Raw genomic sequence first — 24,706 nt, forward strand, 5'->3', positions numbered from 1 at the left:
GCGCCTATGTTGAATGACCCGATTCCACCTCACGTTGACCCGCGCAAATTGGCTGACCGTGGCACCACCCTTCAAGGTGAACTGCTGCTGGCCGATTTGGAGAGACTCTGCGACCCGCTTTCCGATACTGTCGGTACGGTGCAGGCTAAATTCGTTTTTGAACGAGATGAACGTAAATCTGTGGTCATCCACAGCTTTATCGACACCGAAGTCAAAATGGTTTGCCAGCGTTGTCTTGAGCTGGTCACCCTGCCGATCCATAGCGAATGCAGTTATGCTGTGGTGAAGGAGGGTGCGAATACCCAGTCGTTGCCGAAAGGTTATGACGTGCTGGAACTGGGCGAAGATCCTTTGGATCTGCAGTCACTGATCGAGGAGGAGCTTCTGCTCGCCTTGCCCATTGTGCCTGCTCATCATCCGGAAGAATGCCAGCAGCCGGCGGGTCTCGATGAGCCCGAACCGAGCGAGGACGAGGTAACGCGGTCCAACCCGTTCAGTGTATTGGCGCAGTTAAAGCGTGACCCAAACGTTTAGGAGTTAATCAATTATGGCTGTTCAGCAGAACAAAAAATCCCGCTCTGCCCGTGACATGCGCCGTTCGCACGACGCTCTCGAGGCTAGCACCCTGTCTGTAGAAAAAACCACCGGTGAAGTTCACCTGCGTCACCACGTATCGCCAGAAGGCGTATACCGTGGTCGTAAAGTGATCGACAAGGGCGCTGACGAGTAATCCTTGTCTGCTCAAGTCATCGCGATTGACGCAATGGGCGGGGACTTCGGTCCCCGCAGCATTGTTCAGGCCAGCCTTGCTTGCCTGTCTGCAACACCCTCGCTGCACCTGACCCTCGTCGGTCAACCCTCTCTTCTTGAAGAATTGCTCTCTGGCCAGTCGGCTGTGGATCGCTCGCGCCTGTCGATTGTGCCTGCGTCTGAAGTCATCACCATGGACGAGAAGCCTGCGCAGGCCCTGCGCGGCAAGCCCGACTCGTCGATGCGCGTGGCGCTCGAGTTATTGCGCGATGGCAAGGTTCAGGCCTGTGTCAGCGCTGGCAATACCGGTGCGCTGATGGCGTTGTCGCGGTTTGTGCTCAAAACCTTGCCGGGTATTGATCGTCCGGCGATGGTGGCGGCGATTCCGACTCAGAAGGGTTATTGCCAGTTGCTCGATCTGGGCGCCAACGTCGATTGCAGCGCCGAGCACTTGCTGCAGTTCGCGGTCATGGGGTCGGTGGCGGCCGAAACGCTCGGTATTGTCCGGCCGCGTGTGGCGCTGCTGAACATCGGCACCGAAGACATCAAGGGCAATCAGCAGGTCAAGCTGGCCGCCACTTTGTTGCAGGCGGCCCGTGGCATCAATTACATCGGTTTTGTCGAAGGTGACGGCTTGTACCGTGGCGAGGCCGATGTGGTGGTGTGTGACGGTTTTGTCGGCAATATCCTGCTTAAATCCAGCGAAGGTCTGGCGACCATGATTGCCGGGCGCATTGAAGCGCTGTTCAGGCAAAACCTCGCCTCGAAATTGGTCGGCGCCCTGGCGCTGCCGTTGATGAAGCGCCTGCAAGCCGATCTGGCGCCCGCCCGGCACAACGGTGCAAGCTTTCTCGGGTTGCAAGGAATTGTCGTGAAAAGTCACGGATCGGCCGGAGTTCAGGGGTTCCAGAGCGCCATTTCCCGAGCACTGATCGAGATTCAGGAAAACCTGCCGGAGCGTATTCACGGTCGGCTGGAGGATTTGTTGCTTTAGGTGTTTTCGTCGGACAATGCTTAAATGTGACCGCTCAGTTCATTTGGCCATCCAACTGTCAGTTTCTTGCGTCCCCCATAGCGGGACGTCAATTCTCCGACGACAAGATCATTAGGGGCTTGTTACATGTCTGCTTCCCTCGCATTCGTCTTTCCAGGACAGGGTTCGCAGTCCCTCGGCATGCTGGCCGAGTTGGGCGCGCAACATCCGGTTGTCCTCGAAACATTCAAAGAAGCTTCCGATGCCCTGGGTTACGACCTGTGGGCGCTGACCCAGCAAGGGCCGGAAGAGCAACTCAATCAAACCGATAAAACCCAACCGGCCATTCTGACCGCCTCGATCGCCTTGTGGCGTCTGTGGCTGGCTGAAGGTGGCGCGCGTCCAGCTTATGTTGCCGGTCACAGCCTGGGCGAATACAGCGCCCTGGTCGCTGCGGGCAGCTTGAGTCTGGGCGACGCGGTGAAGCTGGTTGAAACCCGGGGCAAGCTGATGCAAGAAGCCGTTCCGGCCGGGCAGGGCGGCATGGCCGCTATCCTCGGTCTGGACGATGCTGACGTGCTGGCAGCCTGTGCCGAAGCGGCGCAAGGCGAAGTGGTCAGTGCGGTGAATTTCAACTCCCCGGGCCAAGTGGTTATTGCCGGCGCCAAGGCCGCGGTCGAGCGTGCCATTGAAGGCTGCAAGGCTCGTGGTGCCAAGCGCGCCATGCCGTTGCCGGTCAGTGTGCCGTCCCACTGCGAACTGATGCGCCCGGCCGCCGAGCGTTTCGCTGCGTCGATCGCCGCGATCGACTGGCAGGTGCCGCAGATTCCTGTGGTCCAGAACGTCAGTGCCGATGTGCCGGCCGATCTGGAAACCCTCAAGCGCGATCTGCTTGAGCAGCTCTACAAGCCTGTACGCTGGGTCGAATCGGTCCAGGCGCTGGCAGCCAAGGGCGCGACCAATCTGGTCGAATGCGGACCTGGCAAAGTGCTGGCCGGCCTGAACAAACGCTGCGCCGAAGGCGTATCGACATCCAACCTCAATACCCCAGACGCTTTCGCTGCCGCCCGTGCAGCGCAGGCCTGAATCAGGAGAAACTTGCATGAGTCTGCAAGGTAAAGTTGCACTGGTCACCGGTGCGAGCCGCGGTATCGGCCAGGCTATCGCCCTGGAACTGGGTCGTCAGGGTGCCATCGTTATCGGCACTGCGACCTCTGCCTCGGGTGCCGAGCGTATTGCCGCCAACCTGAAGGAAAACGGTGTTCAAGGCACCGGTCTGGAACTCAATGTCACCAGCGACGAATCCGTTGCCGCGGTGCTGGCAGCGATCACGGCACAGTTCGGTGCGCCGGCGATCCTGGTCAACAATGCCGGTATCACCCGCGATAACCTGATGATGCGCATGAAAGACGACGAGTGGCATGATGTCGTCGATACCAACCTGAACAGTCTGTTCCGCCTGTCCAAGGGCGTTTTGCGCGGTATGACCAAAGCCCGTTGGGGACGAATTATCAGTATTGGCTCGGTAGTGGGTGCCATGGGCAACGCTGGCCAAGTAAACTACGCAGCCGCCAAGGCCGGTCTGGAAGGTTTCAGTCGTGCACTGGCACGTGAAGTCGGTTCGCGGTCGATTACGGTAAACTCGGTGGCCCCAGGGTTCATCGATACCGACATGACCCGCGAACTGCCCGAGGCACAGCGTGAAGCCTTGCAGACGCAAATTCCGCTGGGCCGTCTGGGGCAAGCACAAGAGATCGCGTCTGTGGTCGCTTTTCTTGCATCCGACGGTGCGGCTTACGTTACTGGGGCTACAATCCCGGTGAACGGCGGGATGTACATGAGTTAAATGTGACGGATCGCTTCAAAAAAATGTCATACGAGCTGTCTAAAATCCGTTATAAAGCTGCAATCTATTTATAGGCAGAGGGCTGTCGGGTTTGAGGAGTGAAGCTTTCAGTTGAAAAGCTGAAAAGTCTTTCTATACACTTACCCACTGGCCAGCTGCCTGAATTTGTCCATTAGGAGTGAAAACAAGGTATGAGCACCATCGAAGAGCGCGTCAAGAAAATCGTTGCTGAGCAACTGGGCGTTAAAGAAGAAGAAGTGGTCAACACTGCTTCCTTCGTTGAAGACCTGGGTGCCGACTCCCTTGACACCGTTGAGCTGGTGATGGCTCTGGAAGAGGAATTCGAGACCGAAATCCCTGACGAAGAAGCTGAGAAGATCACTACTGTACAAGCCGCAATCGATTACGTTACTAACCACCAGGCTTAATAGCTTGTAATCGTTGCTTGCTGTCATGGAAAAACCGCACTGCCATCACGGCGTGCGGTTTTTTCTTTAGGCCTGATGCAAAGTCGTCATTTGAAAAAAGGAGAGTGCTGTGTCGCGTAGACGCGTCGTAGTCACCGGTATGGGTATGTTGTCGCCACTGGGCACGGATGTGCCGAGCAGTTGGCAGGGCATTCTGGCTGGCCGCAGTGGCATTGGTCTGATCGAACACACCGACCTTTCTGCCTATTCCACCCGTTTTGGCGGCTCGGTAAAGGGCTTCAATGTCGAGGAATACCTGTCGGTCAAGGAAGCTCGCAAGCTCGACCTGTTTATTCAATACGGTCTGGCCGCAGGTTTTCAGGCTGTGCGTAACGCAGGTCTTGAAGTCACCGATGCCAATCGCGAGCGCATCGGCGTGGCCATGGGTTCGGGTATTGGCGGTCTGACCAACATCGAAGAAACCAGCCGCACTCTGCATGACTCTGGCCCACGAAGGATTTCTCCGTTTTTCGTGCCTGGCTCGATCATCAATATGATTTCCGGTTTTCTGTCCATCCACCTGGGTGTACAGGGGCCTAACTACGCCATCGCCACAGCGTGTACCACCGGTACGCACTGCATCGGCATGGCTGCTCGCAACATCATGTATGACGAAGCTGACGTGATGATTGCCGGCGGCGCCGAAATGGCGGCATGCGGTTTGGGCATGGGCGGCTTTGGTGCCTCCCGTGCGCTGTCGACCCGCAACGACGAACCGACCCGTGCCAGCCGTCCTTGGGACAAAGGCCGTGATGGCTTCGTGTTGTCCGACGGTGCCGGTGCTCTGGTGCTCGAAGAGCTGGAACACGCCAAGGCGCGTGGCGCGACCATCTATGCCGAGTTGATCGGCTTTGGCACCAGTGGCGATGCTTACCACATGACCTCGCCACCGGCGGACGGTGCGGGTGCCGCACGTTGCATCACCAATGCCCTGCGCGATGCCAAGGTCAATGCCGATCAGGTTCAGTACATCAATGCCCACGGTACCTCGACGTCGGCCGGTGACCTGGCTGAAGCCTGTGCAATCAAGTCGGTGTTTGGCGATCACGCCTACAAGCTGGCAGTCAGTTCGACCAAATCCATGACCGGTCACCTGTTGGGTGCGGCGGGTGCAGTCGAAGCGATCTTCAGCGTGCTGGCGATCAACAGCCAGGTAGCGCCGCCCACCATCAACCTCGATGAGCCGGACGAAGGCTGTGACCTCGATTTCGTGCCGCACACTGCGCGCAACATGGACATCGATGTGGTGCTGTCGAACTCCTTCGGGTTTGGCGGGACCAATGGCTCTTTGGTGTTCCGTCGGTTCGCTGACTGATGGAGAGCTGGGTCGACGGTCAGCCGGCTGACGCTCTGTCGCTGAAGGATCGCGGCCTGGCTTACGGCGATGGTCTGTTTGAGACCATTGCCGTGCATGGTGGGCAACCGCTGTTGCTGGACCGGCATCTGGCGCGTTTGGCGCAAGGTTGCACGCGGCTGGCTATCACCGCCAATCACGAACTGATCCGCAACGAACTGTTGGCCTACGCCGCCACATTGGGTGAGGGCGTGCTCAAGCTCATCCTCACGCGCGGCGACAGCCTGCGTGGTTACGCCCCCGATCCTTCGGCCCAGGCCCGACGTATTCTGCAAGGCAATCCTCCTGCTGCTTATCCGGCTGTTCATGCAGAGCAGGGCGTTCGCCTGTTCCCCTGCACCACACGACTGTCCAGGCAACCGCTGCTCGCCGGGCTCAAACACCTGAACCGTCTTGAGCAAGTGATTGCCCGTGCCGAATGGCAAGACACCGAACATGCCGAAGGCTTGATGCTCGATCAGGCCGGGCGTGTCATTGAAGGAGTGTTCAGCAATCTGTTCCTGGTGCGGGATGGCGTGTTGATCACGGCCGATTTGAAACGCTGTGGCGTGGCTGGCGTGATGCGTGCGGAATTATTGTCTCAAGCCGAGTCGTCGGGAATTCCTACACAAATTACTGACATCACGCTGGAACAGCTGCAATGGGCCGATGAAGTCTTTGTCTGCAACAGCGTGTATGGCGTTTGGCCGGTGCGCGCCTATGCTGCGCTGAGCTGGCCGGTTGGGCCGCTCACCCGTAAACTCCAAACCATTGCCCGCGCGCTACTGGATGCTTGATACGTGAGACGTAAATTCTTGCTGCTGCTGGAAACCGGATTGGTACTGGCGGGGCTGTGTCTGGGCGCTTCTGCCTGGAAAATTCATTCGGCGCTGGAACAACCGCTAAACATCACCCAGGAAAAATTGCTGGAAGTGCCCAAAGGCACGACACCCACCCGCACCTTCTATCGACTCGAAGCCGACGGCGTCATCAAGGACGCGTTCTGGCTGCGTGTTTACTGGCGCTTCAATCTCCCCAAACAGCCATTGCACAGCGGCGAATACCGCATGACGCCGGGCATGACGGTCGAGGGGTTGATCGACCTGTGGAAGCGTGGGGAAATGGTTCAGTACAGCCTGACCCTGGTCGAAGGCTGGAATTTTCGTCAGGTGCGCGCAGCCCTGGCCAAAGACGAAAAACTGGAACAGACCCTGGACGGGTTGAGCGACACCCAGGTGATGGAGAAACTCGGTCACCGCGGGATTTTCCCGGAAGGTCGATTCTTCCCGGATACCTATCGGTTTGTGCGTGGCATGACCGACGTCGATCTGCTGAAAAAAGCCTATGACCGCCTCGACGAAGTTCTTGCCAAAGAGTGGGATCAACGCGCCGCCGACGTGCCATACACCGAACCCTATCAAGCGCTGATCATGGCTTCGCTGGTGGAAAAGGAAACCGGCGTGCCGCAGGAGCGCGGGCAGATTGCCGGTGTTTTCGTTCGCCGCATGGCGATCGGCATGTTGCTGCAGACCGACCCGACGGTGATCTACGGCCTGGGTGATCGCTACAGCGGCAAATTGACCCGCGCCCATCTCAGGGAAGCGACCCCGTACAACACTTATGTGATCTCCGGGTTGCCGCCGACGCCGATTGCCATGGTTGGCCGCGAAGCGATCCATGCCGCGTTGAACCCGGTGGCAGGCAACAGCCTGTACTTCGTCGCGCGCGGCGATGGCAGCCATGTGTTCTCCGATGACCTGGACGCCCATAACAACGCGGTGCGCGAGTTCCAGCTCAAGCGTCGTGCCGATTACCGCTCCAGCCCGGCGCCGATCCCTGCGCCTGAGGCGACGAGTGCCGAAACGTCGGATACCGAGGCGCCGATTCCGGCGGCTTCGCCTGATCCCGATCCCGAGGCAATGCCCCCGGTAGCACCGCAAGAAACTGCACCTGCACCGACGCCTGCACCTGAATCCGAGCCGGCTCCCGCACCTGAGCCCGCGCCGGATGCAGTCGCGCCGCAAAGCCCGCAATAATTCTGACTAAGGACTGCCTGTGACTGGCTTGTTTATTACCCTGGAAGGCCCGGAAGGCGCGGGCAAAAGCACCAATCGCGAACACCTGGCCGAGCGTCTTCGCGCTGCCGGTATCGAGGTGGTACTGACCCGCGAACCGGGCGGCACGCCGTTGGCCGAGCGAATTCGCGAAGTGCTGCTGGCGCCGGTTGATGAAGTCATGAACCCCGACACCGAATTGCTGCTGGTGTTCGCCGCGCGCGCCCAACACCTGGCCGAGGTGATTCGCCCGGCGCTGGCGCGTGGTGCGGTGGTGTTATGCGATCGCTTTACGGATTCAACCTACGCCTACCAAGGTGGCGGTCGCGGTTTGTCGATGGAACGCATCGCAACCCTGGAAACGTTCGTCCAGGGCGATCTGCGCCCGGACCTGACGCTGATCTTCGACTTGCCGGTAGAAGTCGGTCTGGCCCGCGCCAGCGCTCGCGGTCGACTGGATCGATTCGAACTCGAAGGCCGAACCTTTTTTGATGCGGTGCGCAGTGCGTTCCTCAAGCGCGCGAAAGCGGATCCTGCGCGGTATGTCCTGGTTGATGCCGCCCAGCCACTGGCACAGGTTCAACAGTCCCTGGACGCCTTGTTGCCGCGCCTGCTGGAGTTGACCCGTGGCTGAGGCCTATCCGTGGCAGGACGGTCTCTGGCAGCAGTTGGCCGGTCGTAAGCAACACGCTCACGCCTATCTGCTGCATGGCCCGGCCGGGATCGGCAAGCGCGCGCTGGCCGAACGCTTGATGGCCAGCCTGCTGTGTCAGCGGCCCACCGCGCAGGACGCTTGCGGCGAATGCAAGTCCTGCCTGCTGCTGAAGGCTGGCAGCCATCCCGACAATTACATCCTGGAACCGGAAGAGGCCGACAAGGCGATCAAGGTCGATCAGGTGCGCGAACTGGTCAGCTTTGTGGTGCAGACCTCGCAGATGGGCGGGCGAAAAGTCGTGTTGATCGAGCCGGTCGAGTCGATGAACGTCAACGCCGCCAACGCCTTGCTCAAAAGCCTTGAAGAGCCGTCGGGCGATACCGTTTTGCTGTTGGTCAGTCACCAGACCAGTCGCCTGCTGCCGACCATCAAGAGCCGCTGCGTGCAGCAAGCCTGCCCCTTGCCGAGCGAAGCGATGAGCTTGACCTGGCTGGCGCAAGCCTTGCCGGATTGCTCGCAAGAGGAGCGTATCGAACTGCTGACCCTGGCTGCGGGTTCGCCACTGGCGGCGGTTACCTTGCAAGCGCAAGGCGTGCGCGAGCAGCGGGCGCTGGTGGTCGATGGGGTGAAGAAGTTGCTTAAGCAGCAACAGTCGCCGACGCAATTGGCCGAAGGCTGGAATGCGATCCCGTTATTGCTGTTGTTCGACTGGTTTTGTGACTGGTCGAGCCTGATTCTGCGTTATCAATTAACCCAGGATGAAGAAGGCCTGGGTCTGGCGGACATGCGCAAGGTGGTTCAGTACCTGGCGCAGAAAACCAGTCAGGACAAAGTCCTCGGTATTCAGGACTGGATCCTCGCCCAGCGCCAGAAGGTGATGAGCAAGGCCAACCTGAACCGGGTGTTGTTGCTGGAAGCGCTCCTGGTGCAATGGGCATCCCTGCCTACCCAGAAGTGATCGTCCGGGCCTAGACTCTGTTCATCAGCAGTGGAGGCCAGCATGAATGAACTCGTCAACCCTGGGCCGCGTAACGGCATTTTGTCCCTGACCATCAAGGACAAGTCGGTGCTTTACGCGGCCTATATGCCATTCATCAAGAACGGTGGCCTGTTTATCCCGACCAACAAAAGCTACAGGTTGGGCGATGAGGTCTTCATGCTGCTGAACCTGATGGACGAAGCCGAGAAGATTCCCGTCGCTGGCAAAGTGACCTGGGTCACCCCCAAAGGCGCTCAGGGCAACCGGGCCGCCGGGGTCGGCGTGCAGTTCAACGACGGCGACAACACTGCGCGCAGTCGAATCGAAACCCATCTGGCCGGAGCCCTCAAGTCCGACCGTCCCACTCATACGATGTAAGTTGCAGCCCTTTTTATGCTCGTAGATTCCCATTGTCACCTTGATCGTCTCGACCTCGCCGCCCACGACGGCTCTCTGGATGCTGCGCTCGATGCAGCCCGTCAGCGCGGGGTAGGGCATTTTCTGTGCATCGGCGTCAGCGTCGACAACGCCGCCGAGGTCAAAGCCCTGGCCGAACGTTATGACGACGTCGATTGCTCGGTCGGCGTGCATCCGCTGGATGTGCAACCGGGCGCAGCGCCGGCGCTGGATTGGTTGTTGCGCGAACTCAATCACCCGCGCGTCGTCGCGATCGGTGAAACCGGTCTGGATTATCACTACGAACCGGAAGCGGCCGAGTTACAGCAGGAGTCGTTTCGCCTGCACCTGCAAGCGGCCCAACAGACTGGCAAGCCGGTCATCATCCACACCCGGGGCGCTCGCGCCGATACCTTGAACCTGTTACGTGAAGCGGCGTTGCCTCAGGCTGGCGTGTTGCATTGCTTTACCGAGGATTGGGACATGGCCAAGGCGGCTCTGGATATGGGCTATTACATTTCCCTGTCCGGTATTGTCACTTTCCGCAATGCCGATGCGCTGCGCGATGTGGCCAGCAAGGTGCCTGCCGACCGGTTGCTGGTGGAAACCGATTCGCCGTACCTCGCGCCGATCCCGTATCGCGGCAAGCCGAACCTGCCGCAGTACGTGCGTGAAGTCGCGGAGTTTCTGGCAATGTTGCGAGGCGAGCCTTACGAGCGATTTGCCGAGCAGACCACGGCGAACTTCAAGCGGCTGTTCCCGCTGGCGCATGTGAAAGGTTAAATCGCAGGCAAAAAAAACCCGGGTTCTGGGGGGTGAATCCGGGTTAAGACCATTAGGAGTAAAACAATGGCACGCGGTCCGTTGGTACCAATATCGGCGCAACACTTGGGGGAGATGTCCCGCCGACATTTCAAGTATTGATCACTATTGCGCCTCGTCCAGTTTCCCGGCCAAGGTTTTTAAACAATTTTGGAATACGCCCGCTTCGGAAGCGTTCTCATCCACTGGCGACTCTGCGGGAAATCATCAAGAAACACAGATATGGTCGGATGATCCGTGCATTTTTGCGTAAGTTAGGCATAATACGCGGCTTCGAATTTTGACCCCAACAGACCTTTTCTTATGCATAAAGAACCTCGTAAGGTCCGTGAGTTTCGTCGCCGCGAGCAAGAAATTCTCGATACCGCGCTCAAGCTGTTCCTCGATCAAGGTGAAGACAGTGTCACCGTCGAGATGATTGCTGATGCCGTCGGTATCGGCAAAGGCACGATCTACAAGCACTTCAAGTCCAAGGCCGAGATTTATCTGCGCCTGATGCTCGATTACGAGCGTGATTTGAACGAGCTGTTGCATTCGGCCGATGTCGACAAGGACAAAGAAGCGCTGTCCCGGGCTTACTTCGAATTCCGCATGCGCGACCCGCAACGCTATCGGTTGTTCGACCGGCTGGAAGAGAAGGTGGTCAAGGGCAATCAAGTGCCGGAGATGGTCGAGGAACTGCACAAGATCCGCGCCTCTAACTTCGAGCGCCTGACCCTGCTGATCAAAGGCCGGATCAGCGAAGGCAAGCTCGAAGACGTGCCGCCTTACTTTCACTACTGCGCTTCCTGGGCGTTGGTGCATGGCGCCGTGGCGCTGTATCACTCGCCGTTCTGGAGCAATGTGCTGGAAGATCAGGAAGGTTTCTTCCAGTTCCTGATGGACATCGGCGTGCGTATGGGCAACAAGCGCAAGCGCGATACCGACACCCCGAGCAGTTGAACCATTCAGCCGCCTGATTGCGCCATGATTTAGCTATATGGCGCAGTACCGCAGGAATATACTCAGGCATGGGACTTGCTAAAACTTGATTTGTGAGTCAAGTTTTAAGCGTTCTATTACTTTCGCCGGAGTGATCCATGATCGTTGACCGTCAAGGCAGGCGTTTTCGCAATTTGCGGATCAGTCTGACCTCCGCCTGCAACTACGCTTGTACCTACTGCGTGCCTAACGGCAAGCGGCTGGTGGCTGCGCAGGATGAGTTGTCGGCCGAGGCCATGGCACGCGGCGTAGCTTATCTGATCGAAGCAGCGGGCATCGAACGCTTGCGCATCACCGGCGGCGAGCCGCTGGTCAGCCCCAAACTCGAAGCCTTCATGACGGCCGTCGGCAAGATGGGCCTGGAAGACATCAGCCTGACCACCAATGGTCAGCTCCTGGCGAAAAAGCTGCCGTTGCTGGTGGATGCCGGCATTCGTCGTATCAACGTTTCCCTCGACACCCTGGACGCTGGCGCCTTTCGCAGCATCGCCCGTGGCGGCGATCTGGCGACCGTGCTCGATGGCATGGATCAAGCCAAGGCCGCTGGCCTGAAAATCAAGGTCAATATGGTGCCGCTGCGTGGCCAGAATCTTGATCAGGTGATGCCGCTGCTCGATTACTGCCTGGAGCGCGGCTATGAATTGCGTTTCATCGAGCTGATGCGCATGGGCCATCTGGCGACCGACTCCAATGCGTTCCTGCAGCAGTTCGTCAGCCTTCAGCAGTTGCTGAGCCTGATCGGCGAGCGTTATGAGTATCTGCAAGCCGATGCGCCGGTCGATGCCACGGCGGTGCGTTACGAGATTTCCGGCCTGGGCCATTTCGGCGTCATCGCCAACGAGAGTGTGCCGTTCTGCCGCACCTGCTCACGCTTGCGTCTTTCGTCCACGGGCTGGCTGCATGGCTGCCTGTCGTCGAGCAATCGCCATTATGTCGGCGACTTGCTGGACAAACCGCGTCATCAAGCGCTGCCCGCCTTGCAGCGCCTGCTGGTGAAAGCCTTGGGCGACAAGCAGGAAGTGGCGTTCTCCGGTGGTGCAACCATCATGAAGATCATCGGCGGCTGAGCAGGCTCCCCTGTAGCAGCTGCCGAAGGCTGCGTCCGGCTGCGAAGCAGCCGTAAATCCTGTAATCAAAATATATCTGGAGCACCGTATCGCCTGATCTTGCGACCGCTGCGCAGTCGAACGCAGGCTTCGCCAGCTGCTACAGGGGCGTGCTTCTCCCGAGCTGGCGCGGAAGCTGCATCCCATGGCCATTCGCCGGTTTTCCGTCACCGGCCTCTGGAGGGTAGGATGCGTAGCCTGGTTTTGCTGCTGGCCGTTTTGGCGCTTGGTGGCTGCATGAAAGTCAGCGACATGGCTGAAGAGACTCACTACCAGATGAGTGACGTGGGACTGCTGGATCACAGCGACAGCCGTCGGGTGAACAATCTGCGCATTCAGCCGGACTCGTTCATTTACATCGCCCAAGGTCCTTTCGCGCCACCAGGTATCGTTTATCCGCGACCAAACGCGGTGGCTGAAGAAGCTTTCAACGGCTTTATCGAATACTTCCCGATGGTGCGCCGCGCCCAAACTCCCGAAGGCCTCGACCAGGCTATGGCGGACGCCCGTGCCGCCGGTGCGCATTACTTGCTTTACACCCGGTTCGCCAAGGCGGACGACCGTATTGGCAACACCGATGAGTGGATCGATCAGGAGTATGTGGACCGTCTCGGCATCGACAGCGGCGTGATTCAGATCATGTTGATCGAGACCAGCACCCAGTATTTGATTGATACTGCACGCATCAAGAGTCGTGGCGGTTTACTGACGTTCCACGACAACAAGCCAGAAGACCTGATTGGCCCACCGCTAGAGCAATATGCGCGCAGCCTGATCGGGATCAGTAACCAGTAATCCAGGGAGAACGCCATGAGTGGCCCGCAAAAAGCCAACGACTTGTTGGGGCAAATCCCCAAAACCAAAGGCTTGCCGCCGGTCCATCTGTGGAACCCCGATTTCTGTGGCGACATCGACATGCGCATCGCCCGCGATGGCACCTGGTATTACCTGGGCACGCCAATCGGGCGCAAGCCGATGGTCAAACTGTTCTCCACCATCATTCGCCGCGATGGCGACGACTATTTCCTGATCACACCGGTCGAGAAGGTCGGGATCAAGGTCGATGATGCACCGTTTGTGGCAGTTGCCGTTGATGTGGAAGGCGAGGGCGAGGCTCAGATCCTGAACTTCACCACCAACGTCGACGAAACTGCGCAGGCGGGTGCCGAACATCCGATCCGCGTGGTGATCGACCCGGTCACGCAAGAGCCTGCGCCTTACGTTCATGTGCGTACTAACCTCGAAGCCTTGATTCACCGCAATGTGTTCTACCAATTGGTGGAGCTGGCAGTGAACCGTGAGATCGACGGGCAGCGCTGGTTGGGTGTGTGGAGTGGCGGGGAGTTCTTTCCCATCGGCCTGGAGCCTTGACGCTCCCAGTGTTCATCCAAAAATCAAATTGACACCTAATCGTATGATGATTAGCGTGGGGCTCCATCGCGCCCGGTTCTGAGGTATCCATGTCCAGCAGTTTTCATGCGTCGACCGTCGATTGGCTCGGTTGCTGGATTGCCGCAGGCCAGGTGAAGCCCGGCGAAACCCTCAAGGTAGAAGCCGATCTGGGCGAGCAATTAGGTGTCAGCCGCACGGTCATCCGCGAAGCCATCAAAACCCTGGTCGCCAAAGGCCTGCTCGAAGTCGGGCCGAAGGTCGGCACGCGAGTGTTGCCGGTGCGTCGCTGGAATCTCTTCGATCCGCAAGTCGTCGGCTGGCTGTCACGCAGCGGTTTGCCGGAAAACTTCGTCGACGACTTGCTCGACCTGCGCCGCACCATCGAACCCATGGCCGTACGCTGGGCCTGCGAGCGGGCCACTGTCGAACAGGTGCAAGCCGTGCTGTTGGCCTATAACGCGCTGGCGCGGGCGGTGGACAGCGGCGTCGATTACAACCGCGCCGACCGGATATTCCACGAGTGCATCCTCGCCGCCAGCCACAATCAATTCATCGAGCAAATGGTCCCGGCCCTCGGCGCGCTGCTGGCGGTATCCTTCGAGGTTTCCGCCGCTGATCCGGATGAGCTGCGTCGTACGTTGCCGATTCACAAAGACATGGCCGATGCCATCGCCGCCCGCGATGCTGCGCGCGGGGTGTGGGCCTGCATGACCCTGATCGACAACGCGGAGCTGGCGATCAAGCGTTACTACCCGCAAGTCATGGCCGACAAAAAGGTCAGCTGATCACATAAAAGCAATAAGAATGGAGGTTTCATGGCGTTGAATGCGGTTACCCAGCACCGTGCACGGCTTGGCGAAGGCCCGTTCTGGGACGTGCGCACGCAAGCCTTGTACTGGGTCGACATCGCCGGCAAACAGGCGTTGCGGCTGATCGGTGCCAACGTACAGATCTGGGAAATGCCGGAACACATCTCCGCGTTCATCCCCTGTGAAAGCGGTGATGCGTTAGTCGCGTTGAGCAGTGGCGTCTATCGGCTGGACCTCGACTCCCCAGGCCTTGAGCCGCGCCTGACCTTGTTCTGCGTCGCCGACCCGCAACCCGGCAATCGCCCCAACGAAGCCCGTTGCGATGCGCAGGGTCGGCTCTGGCTCGGCACCATGCAAAACAACATCGGTGAAAACGGCGAAGACTTGCCCGTCACGCGTCGCTCCGGCGGTCTGTTTCGCATCGACCGCGATGCCCGGGTCACGCCGCTGCTGCGGGGGTTGGGGATTCCCAACACGCTGCTGTGGAGCGAAGACGCCACGACGCTGTACTTCGCCGACAGCCTCGACGCCACGTTGTACCGGTATTTCATCCATGCCGACGGCAACCTGGACACCGCTTATGTCTGGTTCGGTCCCGACAAACGGGGCGTTCCCGACGGCTCGGCCATGGATGCCGAAGGCTATGTGTGGAACGCCCGCTGGGACGGCAATTGCCTGATCCGACTGACGCCGGACGGCCATATTGATCGAGTCATCGAACTGCCGGTCAGCCGGCCCACCAGTTGCGTGTTTGGCGGCGAAGACTTGAAAACCCTGTACATCACCAGCGCTGCGAGCCCGCTCAACCACCCGCTGGACGGCGCGATGTTGTCCATTCGAGTGGACGTGGCTGGAAAGCCTTGTACGCGCTTCGCTGGATAAATCCCAAAATATGGGATGCAAAATTATATATTGAGATTTTTTATCGGGCAGGTTTATAGTCGGCCATCAGTTACACGCACTCACACTTAAAAAAACAAAACAGGTGAAGTGATGCAGCGATTTTCCATACAGCCTTTTGACCGGACATCGACAGATGCCCGGTTTTTTTCGTGCCCGAAAAAGGAGTCTTGATTCATGGCTGAACCCCTTTCCTTGCCGCCGGTGCCTGAGCCGCCCAAAGGCGAGCGTCTTAAAAACAAAGTGGTCCTGCTGACCGGTGCCGCCCAGGGTATTGGCGAGGCCATCGTCGCGACGTTCGCATCGCAGCAGGCCAAGCTGATCATCAGCGACATCCAGGCCGAAAAAGTCGAGAAAGTCGCGGCGCATTGGCGTGAGCAGGGCGCCGATGTGGTGGCGATCAAGGCCGACGTGTCGAGCCAGCAAGACCTGCACGCCATGGCCAGGCTGGCGATCGACCTTCACGGGCGAATCGACGTGTTGGTCAACTGCGCCGGGGTCAACGTGTTCCGCGATCCACTGCAAATGACTGAAGAAGATTGGCGCCGCTGCTTCGCCATCGACCTCGACGGCGCCTGGTACGGTTGCAAGGCTGTGCTGCCGCAAATGATCGAGCAAGGCATCGGCAGCATCATCAACATTGCCTCGACCCATTCCACCCACATCATTCCGGGCTGCTTCCCGTACCCGGTGGCCAAGCACGGCTTGCTCGGCCTGACACGCGCACTCGGCATCGAATACGCGCCCAAGGGCATTCGCGTCAACGCCATCGCGCCGGGCTATATCGAAACCCAACTGAACGTTGATTACTGGAACGGTTTTGCCGATCCACATGCCGAGCGTCAGCGCGCCTTTGATTTGCATCCACCACGCCGCATCGGTCAGCCGATTGAAGTGGCCATGACCGCTGTTTTCCTGGCCAGTGATGAAGCGCCGTTCATCAATGCGTCGTGCATCACCATCGATGGTGGTCGCTCGGTGATGTACCACGACTGAACAAAACGGCTTTCAGGCGCGGAATTACGCCTGAAAGCCAATCATCATACGATATGACTATTAGCTTCACCGTTTGCACCGGCTTTCAAATAACGCTCAAAAAAAATAACAAGGAGTCTGCTTATGAATCGTCGTCGTGGGATCCGTTCCCTGTGCTGTGCCGCTTTGGCGGTTACTGCGGTCAGCCTGAGCAGTACGCTGCTGGCGGCCGAGGAAGTGAAAATCGGTTTTCTGGTCAAACAAGCGGAAGAGCCGTGGTTCCAGACGGAATGGGCGTTCGCTGAAAAAGCCGGCAAAGAGAAGGGCTTTACCCTGATCAAAATCGCCGTGCCGGACGGCGAGAAAACCCTCTCCGCCATCGACAGCCTGGCCGCCAACGGTGCCAAGGGCTTCGTGATTTGCCCGCCCGACGTGTCCCTCGGCCCTGCGATCATGGCCAAGGCCAAGCTCAACGGCTTGAAAGTGATCGCCGTCGATGACCGCTTTGTCGATGCTGGCGGCAAGTTCATGGAGGACGTTCCGTACCTCGGCATGGCCGCCTTTGAAGTCGGTCAGAAACAAGGCCACGCCATGGCCACCGAAGCGAAAAAACGCGGCTGGGACTGGAAAGACACCTATGCGGTGATCAACACCTACAACGAACTCGACACCGGCAAGAAACGCACCGACGGTTCGGTCAAGGCGCTGGAAGACGCCGGCATGCCCAAGGACCACATCCTGTTCTCGGCGCTGAAAACCCTCGACGTACCGGGCAGCATGGACGCCACCAACTCGGCACTGGTGAAACTGCCGGGCGCGGCGAAAAACCTGATCATCGGCGGCATGAACGACAACACCGTGCTCGGCGGCGTGCGCGCCACCGAAAGCGCCGGTTTTGCCGCGGCCAACGTCATCGGAATCGGCATCAACGGCACCGACGCCATCGGTGAACTGAAGAAACCTGACAGCGGTTTCTTCGGCTCGATGCTGCCCAGCCCCCACATCGAGGGCTACAACACCGCCAGCATGATGTACGAGTGGGTCACCACCGGCACCGAACCGGCAAAGTACACCGCCATGGACGACGTGACACTGATCACGCGCGACAACTTCAAGCAGGAACTGGAAAAGATCGGCCTCTGGAATTAACGGCTGGTTGAGTTCAACGGCGGCCCTGGCGACGGGGCTGCCTGACCTGTGTGAAGAGGTGGTTTTATGCACGCGCAACTACAGACACACGAACACAGCGTTGGCGGCAGCCTGCGTTTCAACGGGATCGGCAAGACCTTTCCCGGCGTGAAGGCGCTGGATGGCATCAGCTTCGTCGCGCATCCGGGGCAGGTTCACGCCTTGATGGGCGAAAACGGTGCCGGCAAATCCACGCTGCTGAAAATACTCGGCGGCGCCTACTCTCCAAGCAGTGGCGCCCTGCAGATCGGCGAGCAGACGATGGTCTTCAAGTCCACCGCCGACAGCATCGCCAGCCGCGTCGCGGTGATCCATCAGGAGCTGCACCTGGTGCCCGAAATGACCGTCGCGGAAAACCTGTTCCTGGGGCATCTGCCTGCCAGTTTCGGCTTGATCAATCGCGGCGCCTTGCGCCAACAGGCGCTGGCCTGCCTCAAAGGCCTGGCCGATGAAATTGATCCGCAAGAGAAGGTCGGGCGCCTGTCCCTTGGTCAGCGCCAATTGGTGGAAATCGCCAAGGCACTGTCCCGCGGCGCTCATGTGATCGCGTTCGACGAGCCCACCAGCAGCCTGTCGGCGCGAGAAATCGACCGTTTGATGGCGATCATCGGGCGCCTGCGCGATGAAGGCAAAGTGGTGCTCTACGTCTCCCATCGCATGGAAGAAGTGTTCCGCATCTGCAACGCCGTGACGGTGTTCAAGGATGGCCGTTACGTACGCACGTTCGAAGACATGCGCGAGCTGACCCACGATCAATTGGTCACGTGCATGGTCGGTCGCGATATTCAGGACATCTACGATTACCGACCCCGGAAACGGGGTGCAGTGGCGCTTAAAGTCGAAGGACTGCTGGGGCCAGGCTTGCGTGAACCGGTCAGTTTCGAGGCGCACAAAGGCGAGATCCTGGGGTTGTTCGGCCTGGTCGGCGCGGGGCGCACAGAGTTGTTCCGCTTGCTCAGCGGACTGGAGCGCAACACCGCCGGGCGCCTGGAATTACGGGGCCATGAATTGAAACTGCGTTCACCCCGCGATGCCATCGCGGCCGGTGTGCTGCTGTGCCCTGAGGACCGTAAGAAGGAGGGGATCCTGCCGCTCGCCAGTGTCGCCGAGAACATCAACATCAGCGCTCGCGGTGCGCACTCCACCTTCGGCTGCCTGTTGCGCGGCTTGTGGGAAAAGGGCAATGCCGACAAACAGATCAAGGCGCTGAAGGTGAAGACGCCGAGCGCCCAGCAAAAAATCATGTACCTGTCCGGCGGCAATCAGCAGAAGGCCATTCTGGGTCGCTGGCTATCGATGCCGATGAAAGTCCTGCTGCTGGATGAACCGACTCGCGGTATCGACATTGGTGCTAAAGCCGAAATTTACCAGATCGTCCATAACCTGGCCGAAAGCGGCATCGCGGTGATTGTGGTGTCCAGCGACCTGATGGAAGTGATGGGCATTTCCGACCGTATTCTGGTGCTCTGCGAAGGCGCGATGCGCGGCGAGGTGTCTCGCGCCGAGGCCAACGAATCCAATCTGCTGCAACTGGCTTTGCCGCGCCAACGCGCTGACGGCGTGGCGAACTGAGAGGTGACTATGATGACAACCCAAAACAACACTTTGCCGACCCAGCGCAAACCGCTCGACCTGCGGCGCTTTCTCGATGACTGGGTGATGCTGCTGGCGGCGGTCGGGATTTTCGTGCTGTGCACGTTGCTGATCGACAACTTCCTCTCGCCGCTGAACATGCGCGGCCTGGGCCTGGCGATTTCGACCACCGGGATTGCCGCGTGCACGATGTTGTATTGCCTGGCGTCCGGGCACTTCGACTTGTCGGTGGGCTCGGTGATTGCCTGCGCCGGCGTGGTGGCGGCAGTGGTGATGCGCGACACCAACAGCGTATTTCTCGGTGTGGTGGCGGCGCTGTTCATGGGGCTGATTGTCGGGCTGATCAACGGGATCGTGATCGCCAAGTTGCGGGTCAACGCGTTGATCACCACGCTGGCAACCATGCAAATCGTTCGCGGTCTGGCGTACATCTTCGCCAACGGTAAAGCGGTCGGCGTTTCGCAAGAGCAGTTCTTCGTCTTCGGTAACGGCCAGTTGTTTGGCGTGCCGGTGCCTATCTTGATCACCATTGTCTGCTTTTTGTTTTTCGGCTGGCTGTTGAACTACACCACCTATGGGCGCAACACCATGGCCATCGGCGGTAACCAGGAAGCGGCGTTGCTGGCAGGGGTCAACGTTGATCGGACCAAGATCATTATCTTTGCCGTGCACGGCGTGATCGGGGCGTTGGCCGGGGTGATTCTGGCTTCGCGCATGACCTCCGGTCAGCCGATGATTGGCCAGGGTTTTGAGCTGACGGTGATTTCGGCCTGTGTGTTGGGCGGGGTGTCGCTCAGTGGCGGGATCGGCATGATCCGGCACGTGATTGCCGGGGTGCTGATTCTGGCGATCATTGAGAATGCGATGAACCTGAAGAACATCGACACGTTTTACCAGTACGTGATTCGCGGTTCGATTTTGCTGTTGGCCGTTGTCATCGACCGCCTCAAGCAACGCTGAGATTCTTGCTGACTGATCGTTCCCACGCTCTGCGTGGGAACGCAGCCAGGGACGCTCCGCGTCCCAAGAGCGGACGCAGAGCGTCCGTTGAGGCATTCCCACGCGGAGCGTAGGAACGATCAGGTGCGGCGCCTCCCGTCACTTCCCTGAAATATCCCTTGCCCGCCGTCGCCCGTTTCGGTTATCACTTTGTACATGATTAGACAGGTACGATTTGACAAGAAACAACGGGTGGTCGACGAACTCATCCGGCGCATCGAAAGCGGCCTCATGGAGGACGGCTTTCTGCTGCCGGGCGAGCATCAGTTGGCTCAAGAATTCAAAGTCAGCCGAGGTACGCTGCGTGAAGCCCTGGCCGAGTTGAAACGGCGCAACTACATCGCGACGCAAAGCGGGGTCGGTTCCATCGTCACCTTCGACGGTGTGGTGCTCGATCAGCGCAGTGGCTGGGCGCAGGCACTGGCCGACAGCGGCGCGCTGATCAACACCGAAGTGCTGCGGCTGGAGGCGGTCACCCGTCCCGATCTGCTGCCACGCTTTGGCACCGACCAGTTCATCACCCTCGACCGTCGTCGCCGCTCCAACGACGGCACGCTGGTTTCCCTTGAACGCTCATTGATGCCCGCCACCGGAGGCCTGGAAAGCCTGCCGCGCGTTGGCCTGATCGACAACTCCCTGACCATCACTCTGGCCGCTTACGGCTACATCGGCGAGCGCGGCGATCAATGGATCGGCGCAGAACCCTTGAATGCGGAAGACGCCGAGCTGCTGGGCCGTCCGGTCGGCACGGTGTTCCTCAAAGCGTTGCGCACTACCTACGACCGGCAAAACCGCTTCATGGAACAGGTCGAAAGCCTGCTCGACCCCGTGCATTTTCGCCTGCACCTGCAATTTGGAACTTCTTCATGACCGCGCTCAATCGTGCCCTGGGCGCGTTCTACGGACTGGCCTTGGGCGACGCGCTGGGCATGCCGACCCAATCGCTGAGCCGTACCGAGATCAAGGCCCGCTTCGGCGAAATCACCGATTTGCAGGATGCCGGCCCCGATCAACCCATCGCCGCCAACATGCCCAAAGGCTCGATCACCGACGACACAGAACAGGCGATGCTGGTCGGGCAGTTGCTGGTTGAAGGCAAGGGCAGGATTGATCCGTCGATGCTTGCGCAACGCCTGATCGAGTGGGAAGCCGAGATGCAGGCCAAGGGCTCGCAAGACTTGCTCGGGCCTTCGACCAAGCGGGCGATCGAGATGATCCTGGCGGGTCATTCGCCTGAAGAGGCGGGGCGCTATGGCACCACCAATGGCGCCGCGATGCGTATTACGCCCATCGGGATTGCGGCGGATGTCGCCGACCCTGAGCGCTTTATCGACGCCGTGGTGCAGGCCTGTCAGGTCACCCACAACACCACGCTGGGCATCTCCAGCGCAGCGGCGGTGGCGGCGGTGGTTTCGGCCGGGATCAATGGCATGGACCTGGGCGAGGCATTGAACCTCGGTCAGCAAATCGCTCAAAAAGCCGAAGGTCATGGCCACTGGGTGGCGGGCGGGCGGATGGCTTCGCGCATCAGTTGGGCGCGCAGCATCAGTGTCGACAGTGACAAGGCGTTGCTGGCGGATCTGCTGTATGACGTGATCGGTACTTCGGTGGCCTCGCAGGAGTCGGTGGTGGTGTCGTTTGCCCTGGCTCAGCAAGTGGCCATCGGCGAGATGAGCGCCTTCGAAGCCGTGTGCATGGCCGCCGGTTTAGGCGGCGATACCGACACCATCGCGGCGATTCTCGGCGCCATGCTCGGGGCCTGCCTGGGCCTTGAGAGTTGGCCAGCGGCAATGATCGATACGGTCAAAGCGGTCAACGATCTGGAGCTGGAACCGTTGGTGCAGGGGCTGTTGGCCTTGCGCTGACCGCGCTGACGCCTTCGCGGGCAAGCCCGCTCCCACAAGTACGATGCATCCCCTGTGGGAGCGGGCTTGCCCGCGATGGGCGCGCCACCTATTTGAATTTTCCACCGCAACTTCCGTCATTGCCCACAACCACAAAAATGGCAACAGGAGCATTTTCATGAGTTCATCAACCGCCGGGCAAAGTGCCGGGCAACTGGAAACACGCGGCATCGAACCGGTGCCGGAAGCGGAGTGCAACGGTCATCCGCTGCAACTGTTCTGGGTCTGGTTCGCCGCGAACATTTCCATCCTCGGCCTGCCGCTGGGTGCCACGCTGGTGGCGTTTCGGGGGCTGGCGATCTGGCAGGCGATCATCGTCGCGATCCTTGGCGCCGCCGGTTCCTTCGCCGTCGTCGGGATCATCTCCATCGCCGGCCGTCGTGGTCGCGCACCGAGCCTGACCTTGTCGCGCGCGATCTTCGGTGTGCGCGGCAACATCGGTCCGACCCTGGTCTCGCTGATGTCGCGTCTGGGTTGGGAAACCGTCAACACCACCACCGCCGCGTTCGTGCTGTTGTCGCTCTGCTCGATCCTGTTCGGCTCGCCGGTAGAAGCCAAAAGCGCGCCGGTCCTGACGTTGGTGTTTATCGCGATTTTCGTGCTGCTGACGTTGTCGGTGTCCGGCCTCGGCCACGCGACGTTGCTGGTGATCCAGAAGTGGGCGACTTACGTGTTCGGCGCGTTGAACATTCTGGTCGGCGGTTTCCTCTGCGCCACCATCGACTGGAGTGCGGTGTTCAACGCCACGCCCGCGCCGTTGAGCGCGATGATCATCGGCGTCGGCACCATGGCCGCCGGCACCGGGATCGGTTGGGCCAACGCCGGTGCCGACATGTCGCGCTACCAGCATCGCAGCGTCAAAGCCGTGCGCCTCGTGGCCTCGGCAGCGTTCGGCGCGGGGATTCCGCTGGTGTTGCTGATCACCCTCGGCGGCCTGCTGTCGGTGGGTAACAACGACCTGGCCTCGGCCACCGACCCGATCGTCGCGATCCGCGACATGCTGCCGACCTGGATGGCGGTGCCGTACCTGATCACGGCGTTCGGCGGGTTACTGCTGTCGAACAACCTGTCGGTGTACTCCGCCGGGCTGACCACGTTGACCCTCGGTCTGAAGGTCAAGCGCGTGCACGCCGTGGTGGTCGATATCGTCGCGATCTTCGCCGGTTCGATCTACTTCATGCTGATTGCAGACAGCTTCTACGGCCCGTTCATTACCTTCATTTCCTTGCTGGCGGTACCGATCACCGCGTGGGTCGGGATCTTCGTCGTCGACCTGATTCACCGTCACTACTACAGCCCCAAAGATCTGCTCGACGTCAGCCCGAGCAGCGCTTACTGGTACAGCGGCGGTATCGAATGGCGCGCGTTCGGGGCGTGGGCGGTGGCGATCGTGCTGGGCTTCAGTTTCACCACCATCGGCACCACCGAACAAACTGTGTGGTTCCGCGGCTTCCTGTCCGATTCGTGGCTGGGTCATAACGGCCTGGGCTGGATCGTAACCTTCCTGGTGGCCGGCGGGATCTACTGGGTACTCGGCGGCGCAAAAGATCGCCGCGCCGCCATGACCGAGAATGCTCATGCCTAGATTGCTACACACCGGCTAGGTCATCATCGACCTGGTCATGGCCGTGGATAAACTGCCGCAGGCGGGCGGCGATGTATTGGCCCAGTCTGCCAGTTTCGAAGCCGGCGGTGGCTTCAATGTGATGGCTGCCGCGCAGCGTAATGGCCTGGCCGTGGTTTACCTCGGACGTCACGGCACTGGTCGTTTCGGCGACCTGGCGCGTGAGGCGATGAGCGCTGAAGGCATCCGGATCGGCATCGCCCACCGCGCTGAACGGGACACGGGATTGTGCGTAGCGGTGACGGAAGCGTCGGCCGAGCGCAGTTTCATTTCCTACATCGGTGCCGAAGGCGAGTTGACTGCTGGCGACCTGGCAAGTGTGCCGGCGCAGGCGGGCGACTTTGTCTACGTCAGTGGATACAGCCTGCTGCAGGTTGGCAAGGCTCAGGCGCTGGTGGATTGGGTGTTGGAACTGCCGAAAGAGATCACGGTGATGTTCGATCCGGGCCCGCTGGTGGATTCGCCGGATAAGCCATTGATGCAAGCCTTGCTGGCGCGCATCGATATCTGGACCAGCAACAGTGTCGAAGCCCTGCGCTTTACCGGCGCACCGGACATCGCCTTGGCGCTGGATCGCTTGGTCGATCATCTGCCGGCCGAGGTGCTGATGGTGGTTCGCGATGGCCCGCAAGGGTGCTGGATCAGCCAGCGTGGCGATCGTCAGCATGTGCCGGGTTTCAAGGTGGCGGCAGTAGACAGCAACGGCGCCGGTGATGCACATGCCGGGGTGTTTGTTGCCGGATTGGCGCAAGGCTTGTCGGCGCTGGAGGCGGCACGCCGGGCGAATGCGGCCGCGGCGTTGGCGGTGACACGGTGGGGGCCGGCGACTTCGCCGATGGCGGATGAAGTGGATGCGTTGATTCGCGAGACGTTTGGCGTCTGATTTATCGCCTTCGCGGGCAAGCCCGCTCCCACAATGAACGTCGTCGAACACAATTCTTGTGTTCACAACCGAACCTG

General features: G+C 59.8%; 27 protein-coding genes. All 27 read left to right on the forward strand.

The annotated features are described in order from the left end of the window. The first annotated feature begins 6 nt into the window (after positions 1-6). The 27 genes from C7534_RS05490 to C7534_RS05620 all read left to right on the forward strand — a co-directional run bounded on the left by C7534_RS05490 (position 7) and on the right by C7534_RS05620 (position 24,629). Positions 7-534 (forward strand): YceD family protein, encoded by a 528-nt coding sequence (locus C7534_RS05490; protein WP_004371317.1) that lies wholly within the window; start codon positions 7-9, stop codon positions 532-534. Positions 535-547: 13 nt separating this feature from the next. Then, positions 548-730 (forward strand): 50S ribosomal protein L32, encoded by a 183-nt coding sequence (gene rpmF / locus C7534_RS05495; RefSeq protein WP_003179396.1) that lies wholly within the window; start codon positions 548-550, stop codon positions 728-730. 3 nt (positions 731-733) lie between these two features. Continuing rightward, on the forward strand, positions 734-1,744 hold the full coding sequence (plsX, locus tag C7534_RS05500) for a phosphate acyltransferase PlsX (protein ID WP_077431523.1): 1,011 nt from the start codon (positions 734-736) through the stop codon (positions 1,742-1,744). Positions 1,745-1,870: 126 nt separating this feature from the next. Then, a complete protein-coding gene (fabD, locus tag C7534_RS05505; RefSeq protein ID WP_077431525.1) occupies positions 1,871-2,809 on the forward strand; it encodes an ACP S-malonyltransferase in 939 nt (312 codons plus the stop codon). Positions 2,810-2,825: 16 nt separating this feature from the next. Next, positions 2,826-3,569: a 3-oxoacyl-ACP reductase FabG gene (gene fabG, locus C7534_RS05510; RefSeq protein WP_109785210.1), complete on the forward strand. Its 744-nt coding sequence runs from the start codon at positions 2,826-2,828 to the stop codon at positions 3,567-3,569. 191 nt (positions 3,570-3,760) lie between these two features. Next, positions 3,761-3,997 (forward strand): acyl carrier protein, encoded by a 237-nt coding sequence (gene acpP / locus C7534_RS05515; RefSeq protein WP_003442511.1) that lies wholly within the window; start codon positions 3,761-3,763, stop codon positions 3,995-3,997. Positions 3,998-4,106: 109 nt separating this feature from the next. Next, a complete protein-coding gene (fabF, locus tag C7534_RS05520; RefSeq protein WP_046031685.1) occupies positions 4,107-5,351 on the forward strand; it encodes a beta-ketoacyl-ACP synthase II in 1,245 nt (414 codons plus the stop codon). After that, positions 5,351-6,166: an aminodeoxychorismate lyase gene (gene pabC / locus C7534_RS05525; protein ID WP_077431527.1), complete on the forward strand. Its 816-nt coding sequence runs from the start codon at positions 5,351-5,353 to the stop codon at positions 6,164-6,166. Before fabF ends, pabC begins: the two co-directional genes overlap by 1 nt. Before the next feature lie 3 nt (positions 6,167-6,169). Further along, on the forward strand, positions 6,170-7,405 hold the full coding sequence (gene mltG, locus C7534_RS05530; RefSeq protein WP_109785211.1) for an endolytic transglycosylase MltG: 1,236 nt from the start codon (positions 6,170-6,172) through the stop codon (positions 7,403-7,405). A 19-nt stretch (positions 7,406-7,424) separates the two neighbouring features. After that, complete coding sequence (gene tmk, locus C7534_RS05535) at positions 7,425-8,057, forward strand: dTMP kinase (protein ID WP_109785212.1); 633 nt, start codon at positions 7,425-7,427, stop codon at positions 8,055-8,057. Continuing rightward, entirely contained in the window at positions 8,050-9,036 is a 987-nt protein-coding gene (locus C7534_RS05540) for a DNA polymerase III subunit delta' (protein ID WP_077431531.1), read from the forward strand. The genes tmk and C7534_RS05540 overlap by 8 nt, the downstream gene beginning before the upstream one ends. A 42-nt stretch (positions 9,037-9,078) precedes the next feature. Then, positions 9,079-9,435 carry a PilZ domain-containing protein gene (locus tag C7534_RS05545; RefSeq protein WP_046031690.1) on the forward strand — a complete coding sequence of 119 codons (357 nt, stop codon included), beginning with the start codon at positions 9,079-9,081 and terminating at the stop codon, positions 9,433-9,435. A 15-nt stretch (positions 9,436-9,450) separates the two neighbouring features. After that, positions 9,451-10,236, forward strand: a complete 786-nt coding sequence (locus tag C7534_RS05550) for a TatD family hydrolase (protein WP_077431535.1) — start codon at positions 9,451-9,453, stop codon at positions 10,234-10,236. A 342-nt stretch (positions 10,237-10,578) separates the two neighbouring features. After that, positions 10,579-11,217, forward strand: a complete 639-nt coding sequence (locus C7534_RS05555) for a TetR/AcrR family transcriptional regulator (RefSeq protein WP_008152317.1) — start codon at positions 10,579-10,581, stop codon at positions 11,215-11,217. A gap of 137 nt (positions 11,218-11,354) precedes the next feature. Then, positions 11,355-12,323 carry a GTP 3',8-cyclase MoaA gene (locus C7534_RS05560; RefSeq protein WP_077431537.1) on the forward strand — a complete coding sequence of 323 codons (969 nt, stop codon included), beginning with the start codon at positions 11,355-11,357 and terminating at the stop codon, positions 12,321-12,323. A 228-nt stretch (positions 12,324-12,551) separates the two neighbouring features. Further along, positions 12,552-13,157, forward strand: coding sequence for a DUF4823 domain-containing protein (locus C7534_RS05565; RefSeq protein WP_077431539.1), 606 nt, complete (start codon positions 12,552-12,554; stop codon positions 13,155-13,157). 15 nt (positions 13,158-13,172) lie between these two features. Further along, a complete protein-coding gene (locus C7534_RS05570; RefSeq protein ID WP_109785213.1) occupies positions 13,173-13,733 on the forward strand; it encodes a DUF1285 domain-containing protein in 561 nt (186 codons plus the stop codon). 89 nt (positions 13,734-13,822) lie between these two features. Then, on the forward strand, positions 13,823-14,539 hold the full coding sequence (locus C7534_RS05575) for a FadR/GntR family transcriptional regulator (protein ID WP_046031695.1): 717 nt from the start codon (positions 13,823-13,825) through the stop codon (positions 14,537-14,539). 30 nt (positions 14,540-14,569) lie between these two features. Next, positions 14,570-15,445 (forward strand): SMP-30/gluconolactonase/LRE family protein, encoded by an 876-nt coding sequence (locus C7534_RS05580; RefSeq protein WP_046031696.1) that lies wholly within the window; start codon positions 14,570-14,572, stop codon positions 15,443-15,445. Between the two features lie 195 nt (positions 15,446-15,640). After that, positions 15,641-16,459, forward strand: coding sequence for an SDR family oxidoreductase (locus tag C7534_RS05585; RefSeq protein ID WP_109785214.1), 819 nt, complete (start codon positions 15,641-15,643; stop codon positions 16,457-16,459). A 123-nt stretch (positions 16,460-16,582) separates the two neighbouring features. Continuing rightward, positions 16,583-17,587: a substrate-binding domain-containing protein gene (locus C7534_RS05590; protein ID WP_046031698.1), complete on the forward strand. Its 1,005-nt coding sequence runs from the start codon at positions 16,583-16,585 to the stop codon at positions 17,585-17,587. Positions 17,588-17,653: 66 nt separating this feature from the next. Further along, a complete protein-coding gene (araG, locus tag C7534_RS05595; protein ID WP_109785215.1) occupies positions 17,654-19,198 on the forward strand; it encodes an L-arabinose ABC transporter ATP-binding protein AraG in 1,545 nt (514 codons plus the stop codon). Positions 19,199-19,210: 12 nt separating this feature from the next. Beyond that, positions 19,211-20,179, forward strand: coding sequence for an L-arabinose ABC transporter permease AraH (gene araH, locus C7534_RS05600; RefSeq protein ID WP_046031830.1), 969 nt, complete (start codon positions 19,211-19,213; stop codon positions 20,177-20,179). 195 nt (positions 20,180-20,374) lie between these two features. Further along, positions 20,375-21,088 (forward strand): GntR family transcriptional regulator, encoded by a 714-nt coding sequence (locus C7534_RS05605; RefSeq protein ID WP_046031700.1) that lies wholly within the window; start codon positions 20,375-20,377, stop codon positions 21,086-21,088. Beyond that, positions 21,085-22,083: an ADP-ribosylglycohydrolase family protein gene (locus tag C7534_RS05610; protein WP_109785216.1), complete on the forward strand. Its 999-nt coding sequence runs from the start codon at positions 21,085-21,087 to the stop codon at positions 22,081-22,083. The genes C7534_RS05605 and C7534_RS05610 overlap by 4 nt, the downstream gene beginning before the upstream one ends. Before the next feature lie 157 nt (positions 22,084-22,240). Next, positions 22,241-23,707, forward strand: coding sequence for a purine-cytosine permease family protein (locus C7534_RS05615; RefSeq protein ID WP_109785217.1), 1,467 nt, complete (start codon positions 22,241-22,243; stop codon positions 23,705-23,707). 22 nt (positions 23,708-23,729) lie between these two features. Further along, positions 23,730-24,629, forward strand: a complete 900-nt coding sequence (locus C7534_RS05620; protein WP_256594752.1) for a PfkB family carbohydrate kinase — start codon at positions 23,730-23,732, stop codon at positions 24,627-24,629. Positions 24,630-24,706: the final 77 nt, after the last annotated feature.

The sequence above is a fragment of the Pseudomonas sp. OV226 genome (assembly GCF_003148705.1).
Lineage (GTDB): Bacteria > Pseudomonadota > Gammaproteobacteria > Pseudomonadales > Pseudomonadaceae > Aquipseudomonas.

Excerpts from the sequence above, each read along its gene's own strand:
- C7534_RS05570 (WP_109785213.1), top strand. The coding sequence starts at position 13,173 with ATGAGTGGCCCGCAAAAAGCCAACGACTTGTTGGGGCAAATCCCCAAA.
- C7534_RS05490 (WP_004371317.1), top strand. The coding sequence starts at position 7 with ATGTTGAATGACCCGATTCCACCTCACGTTGACCCGCGCAAATTGGCT.
- araH (WP_046031830.1), top strand. The coding sequence starts at position 19,211 with ATGACAACCCAAAACAACACTTTGCCGACCCAGCGCAAACCGCTCGAC.
- araG (WP_109785215.1), top strand. The coding sequence starts at position 17,654 with ATGCACGCGCAACTACAGACACACGAACACAGCGTTGGCGGCAGCCTG.
- fabD (WP_077431525.1), top strand. The coding sequence starts at position 1,871 with ATGTCTGCTTCCCTCGCATTCGTCTTTCCAGGACAGGGTTCGCAGTCC.
- C7534_RS05550 (WP_077431535.1), top strand. The coding sequence starts at position 9,451 with ATGCTCGTAGATTCCCATTGTCACCTTGATCGTCTCGACCTCGCCGCC.
- C7534_RS05555 (WP_008152317.1), top strand. The coding sequence starts at position 10,579 with ATGCATAAAGAACCTCGTAAGGTCCGTGAGTTTCGTCGCCGCGAGCAA.
- fabG (WP_109785210.1), top strand. The coding sequence starts at position 2,826 with ATGAGTCTGCAAGGTAAAGTTGCACTGGTCACCGGTGCGAGCCGCGGT.
- pabC (WP_077431527.1), top strand. The coding sequence starts at position 5,351 with ATGGAGAGCTGGGTCGACGGTCAGCCGGCTGACGCTCTGTCGCTGAAG.
- C7534_RS05580 (WP_046031696.1), top strand. The coding sequence starts at position 14,570 with ATGGCGTTGAATGCGGTTACCCAGCACCGTGCACGGCTTGGCGAAGGC.
- C7534_RS05585 (WP_109785214.1), top strand. The coding sequence starts at position 15,641 with ATGGCTGAACCCCTTTCCTTGCCGCCGGTGCCTGAGCCGCCCAAAGGC.
- rpmF (WP_003179396.1), top strand. The coding sequence starts at position 548 with ATGGCTGTTCAGCAGAACAAAAAATCCCGCTCTGCCCGTGACATGCGC.
- acpP (WP_003442511.1), top strand. The coding sequence starts at position 3,761 with ATGAGCACCATCGAAGAGCGCGTCAAGAAAATCGTTGCTGAGCAACTG.
- C7534_RS05610 (WP_109785216.1), top strand. The coding sequence starts at position 21,085 with ATGACCGCGCTCAATCGTGCCCTGGGCGCGTTCTACGGACTGGCCTTG.
- C7534_RS05615 (WP_109785217.1), top strand. The coding sequence starts at position 22,241 with ATGAGTTCATCAACCGCCGGGCAAAGTGCCGGGCAACTGGAAACACGC.
- C7534_RS05590 (WP_046031698.1), top strand. The coding sequence starts at position 16,583 with ATGAATCGTCGTCGTGGGATCCGTTCCCTGTGCTGTGCCGCTTTGGCG.
- C7534_RS05575 (WP_046031695.1), top strand. The coding sequence starts at position 13,823 with ATGTCCAGCAGTTTTCATGCGTCGACCGTCGATTGGCTCGGTTGCTGG.
- C7534_RS05565 (WP_077431539.1), top strand. The coding sequence starts at position 12,552 with ATGCGTAGCCTGGTTTTGCTGCTGGCCGTTTTGGCGCTTGGTGGCTGC.
- C7534_RS05605 (WP_046031700.1), top strand. The coding sequence starts at position 20,375 with ATGATTAGACAGGTACGATTTGACAAGAAACAACGGGTGGTCGACGAA.
- C7534_RS05545 (WP_046031690.1), top strand. The coding sequence starts at position 9,079 with ATGAATGAACTCGTCAACCCTGGGCCGCGTAACGGCATTTTGTCCCTG.
- C7534_RS05560 (WP_077431537.1), top strand. The coding sequence starts at position 11,355 with ATGATCGTTGACCGTCAAGGCAGGCGTTTTCGCAATTTGCGGATCAGT.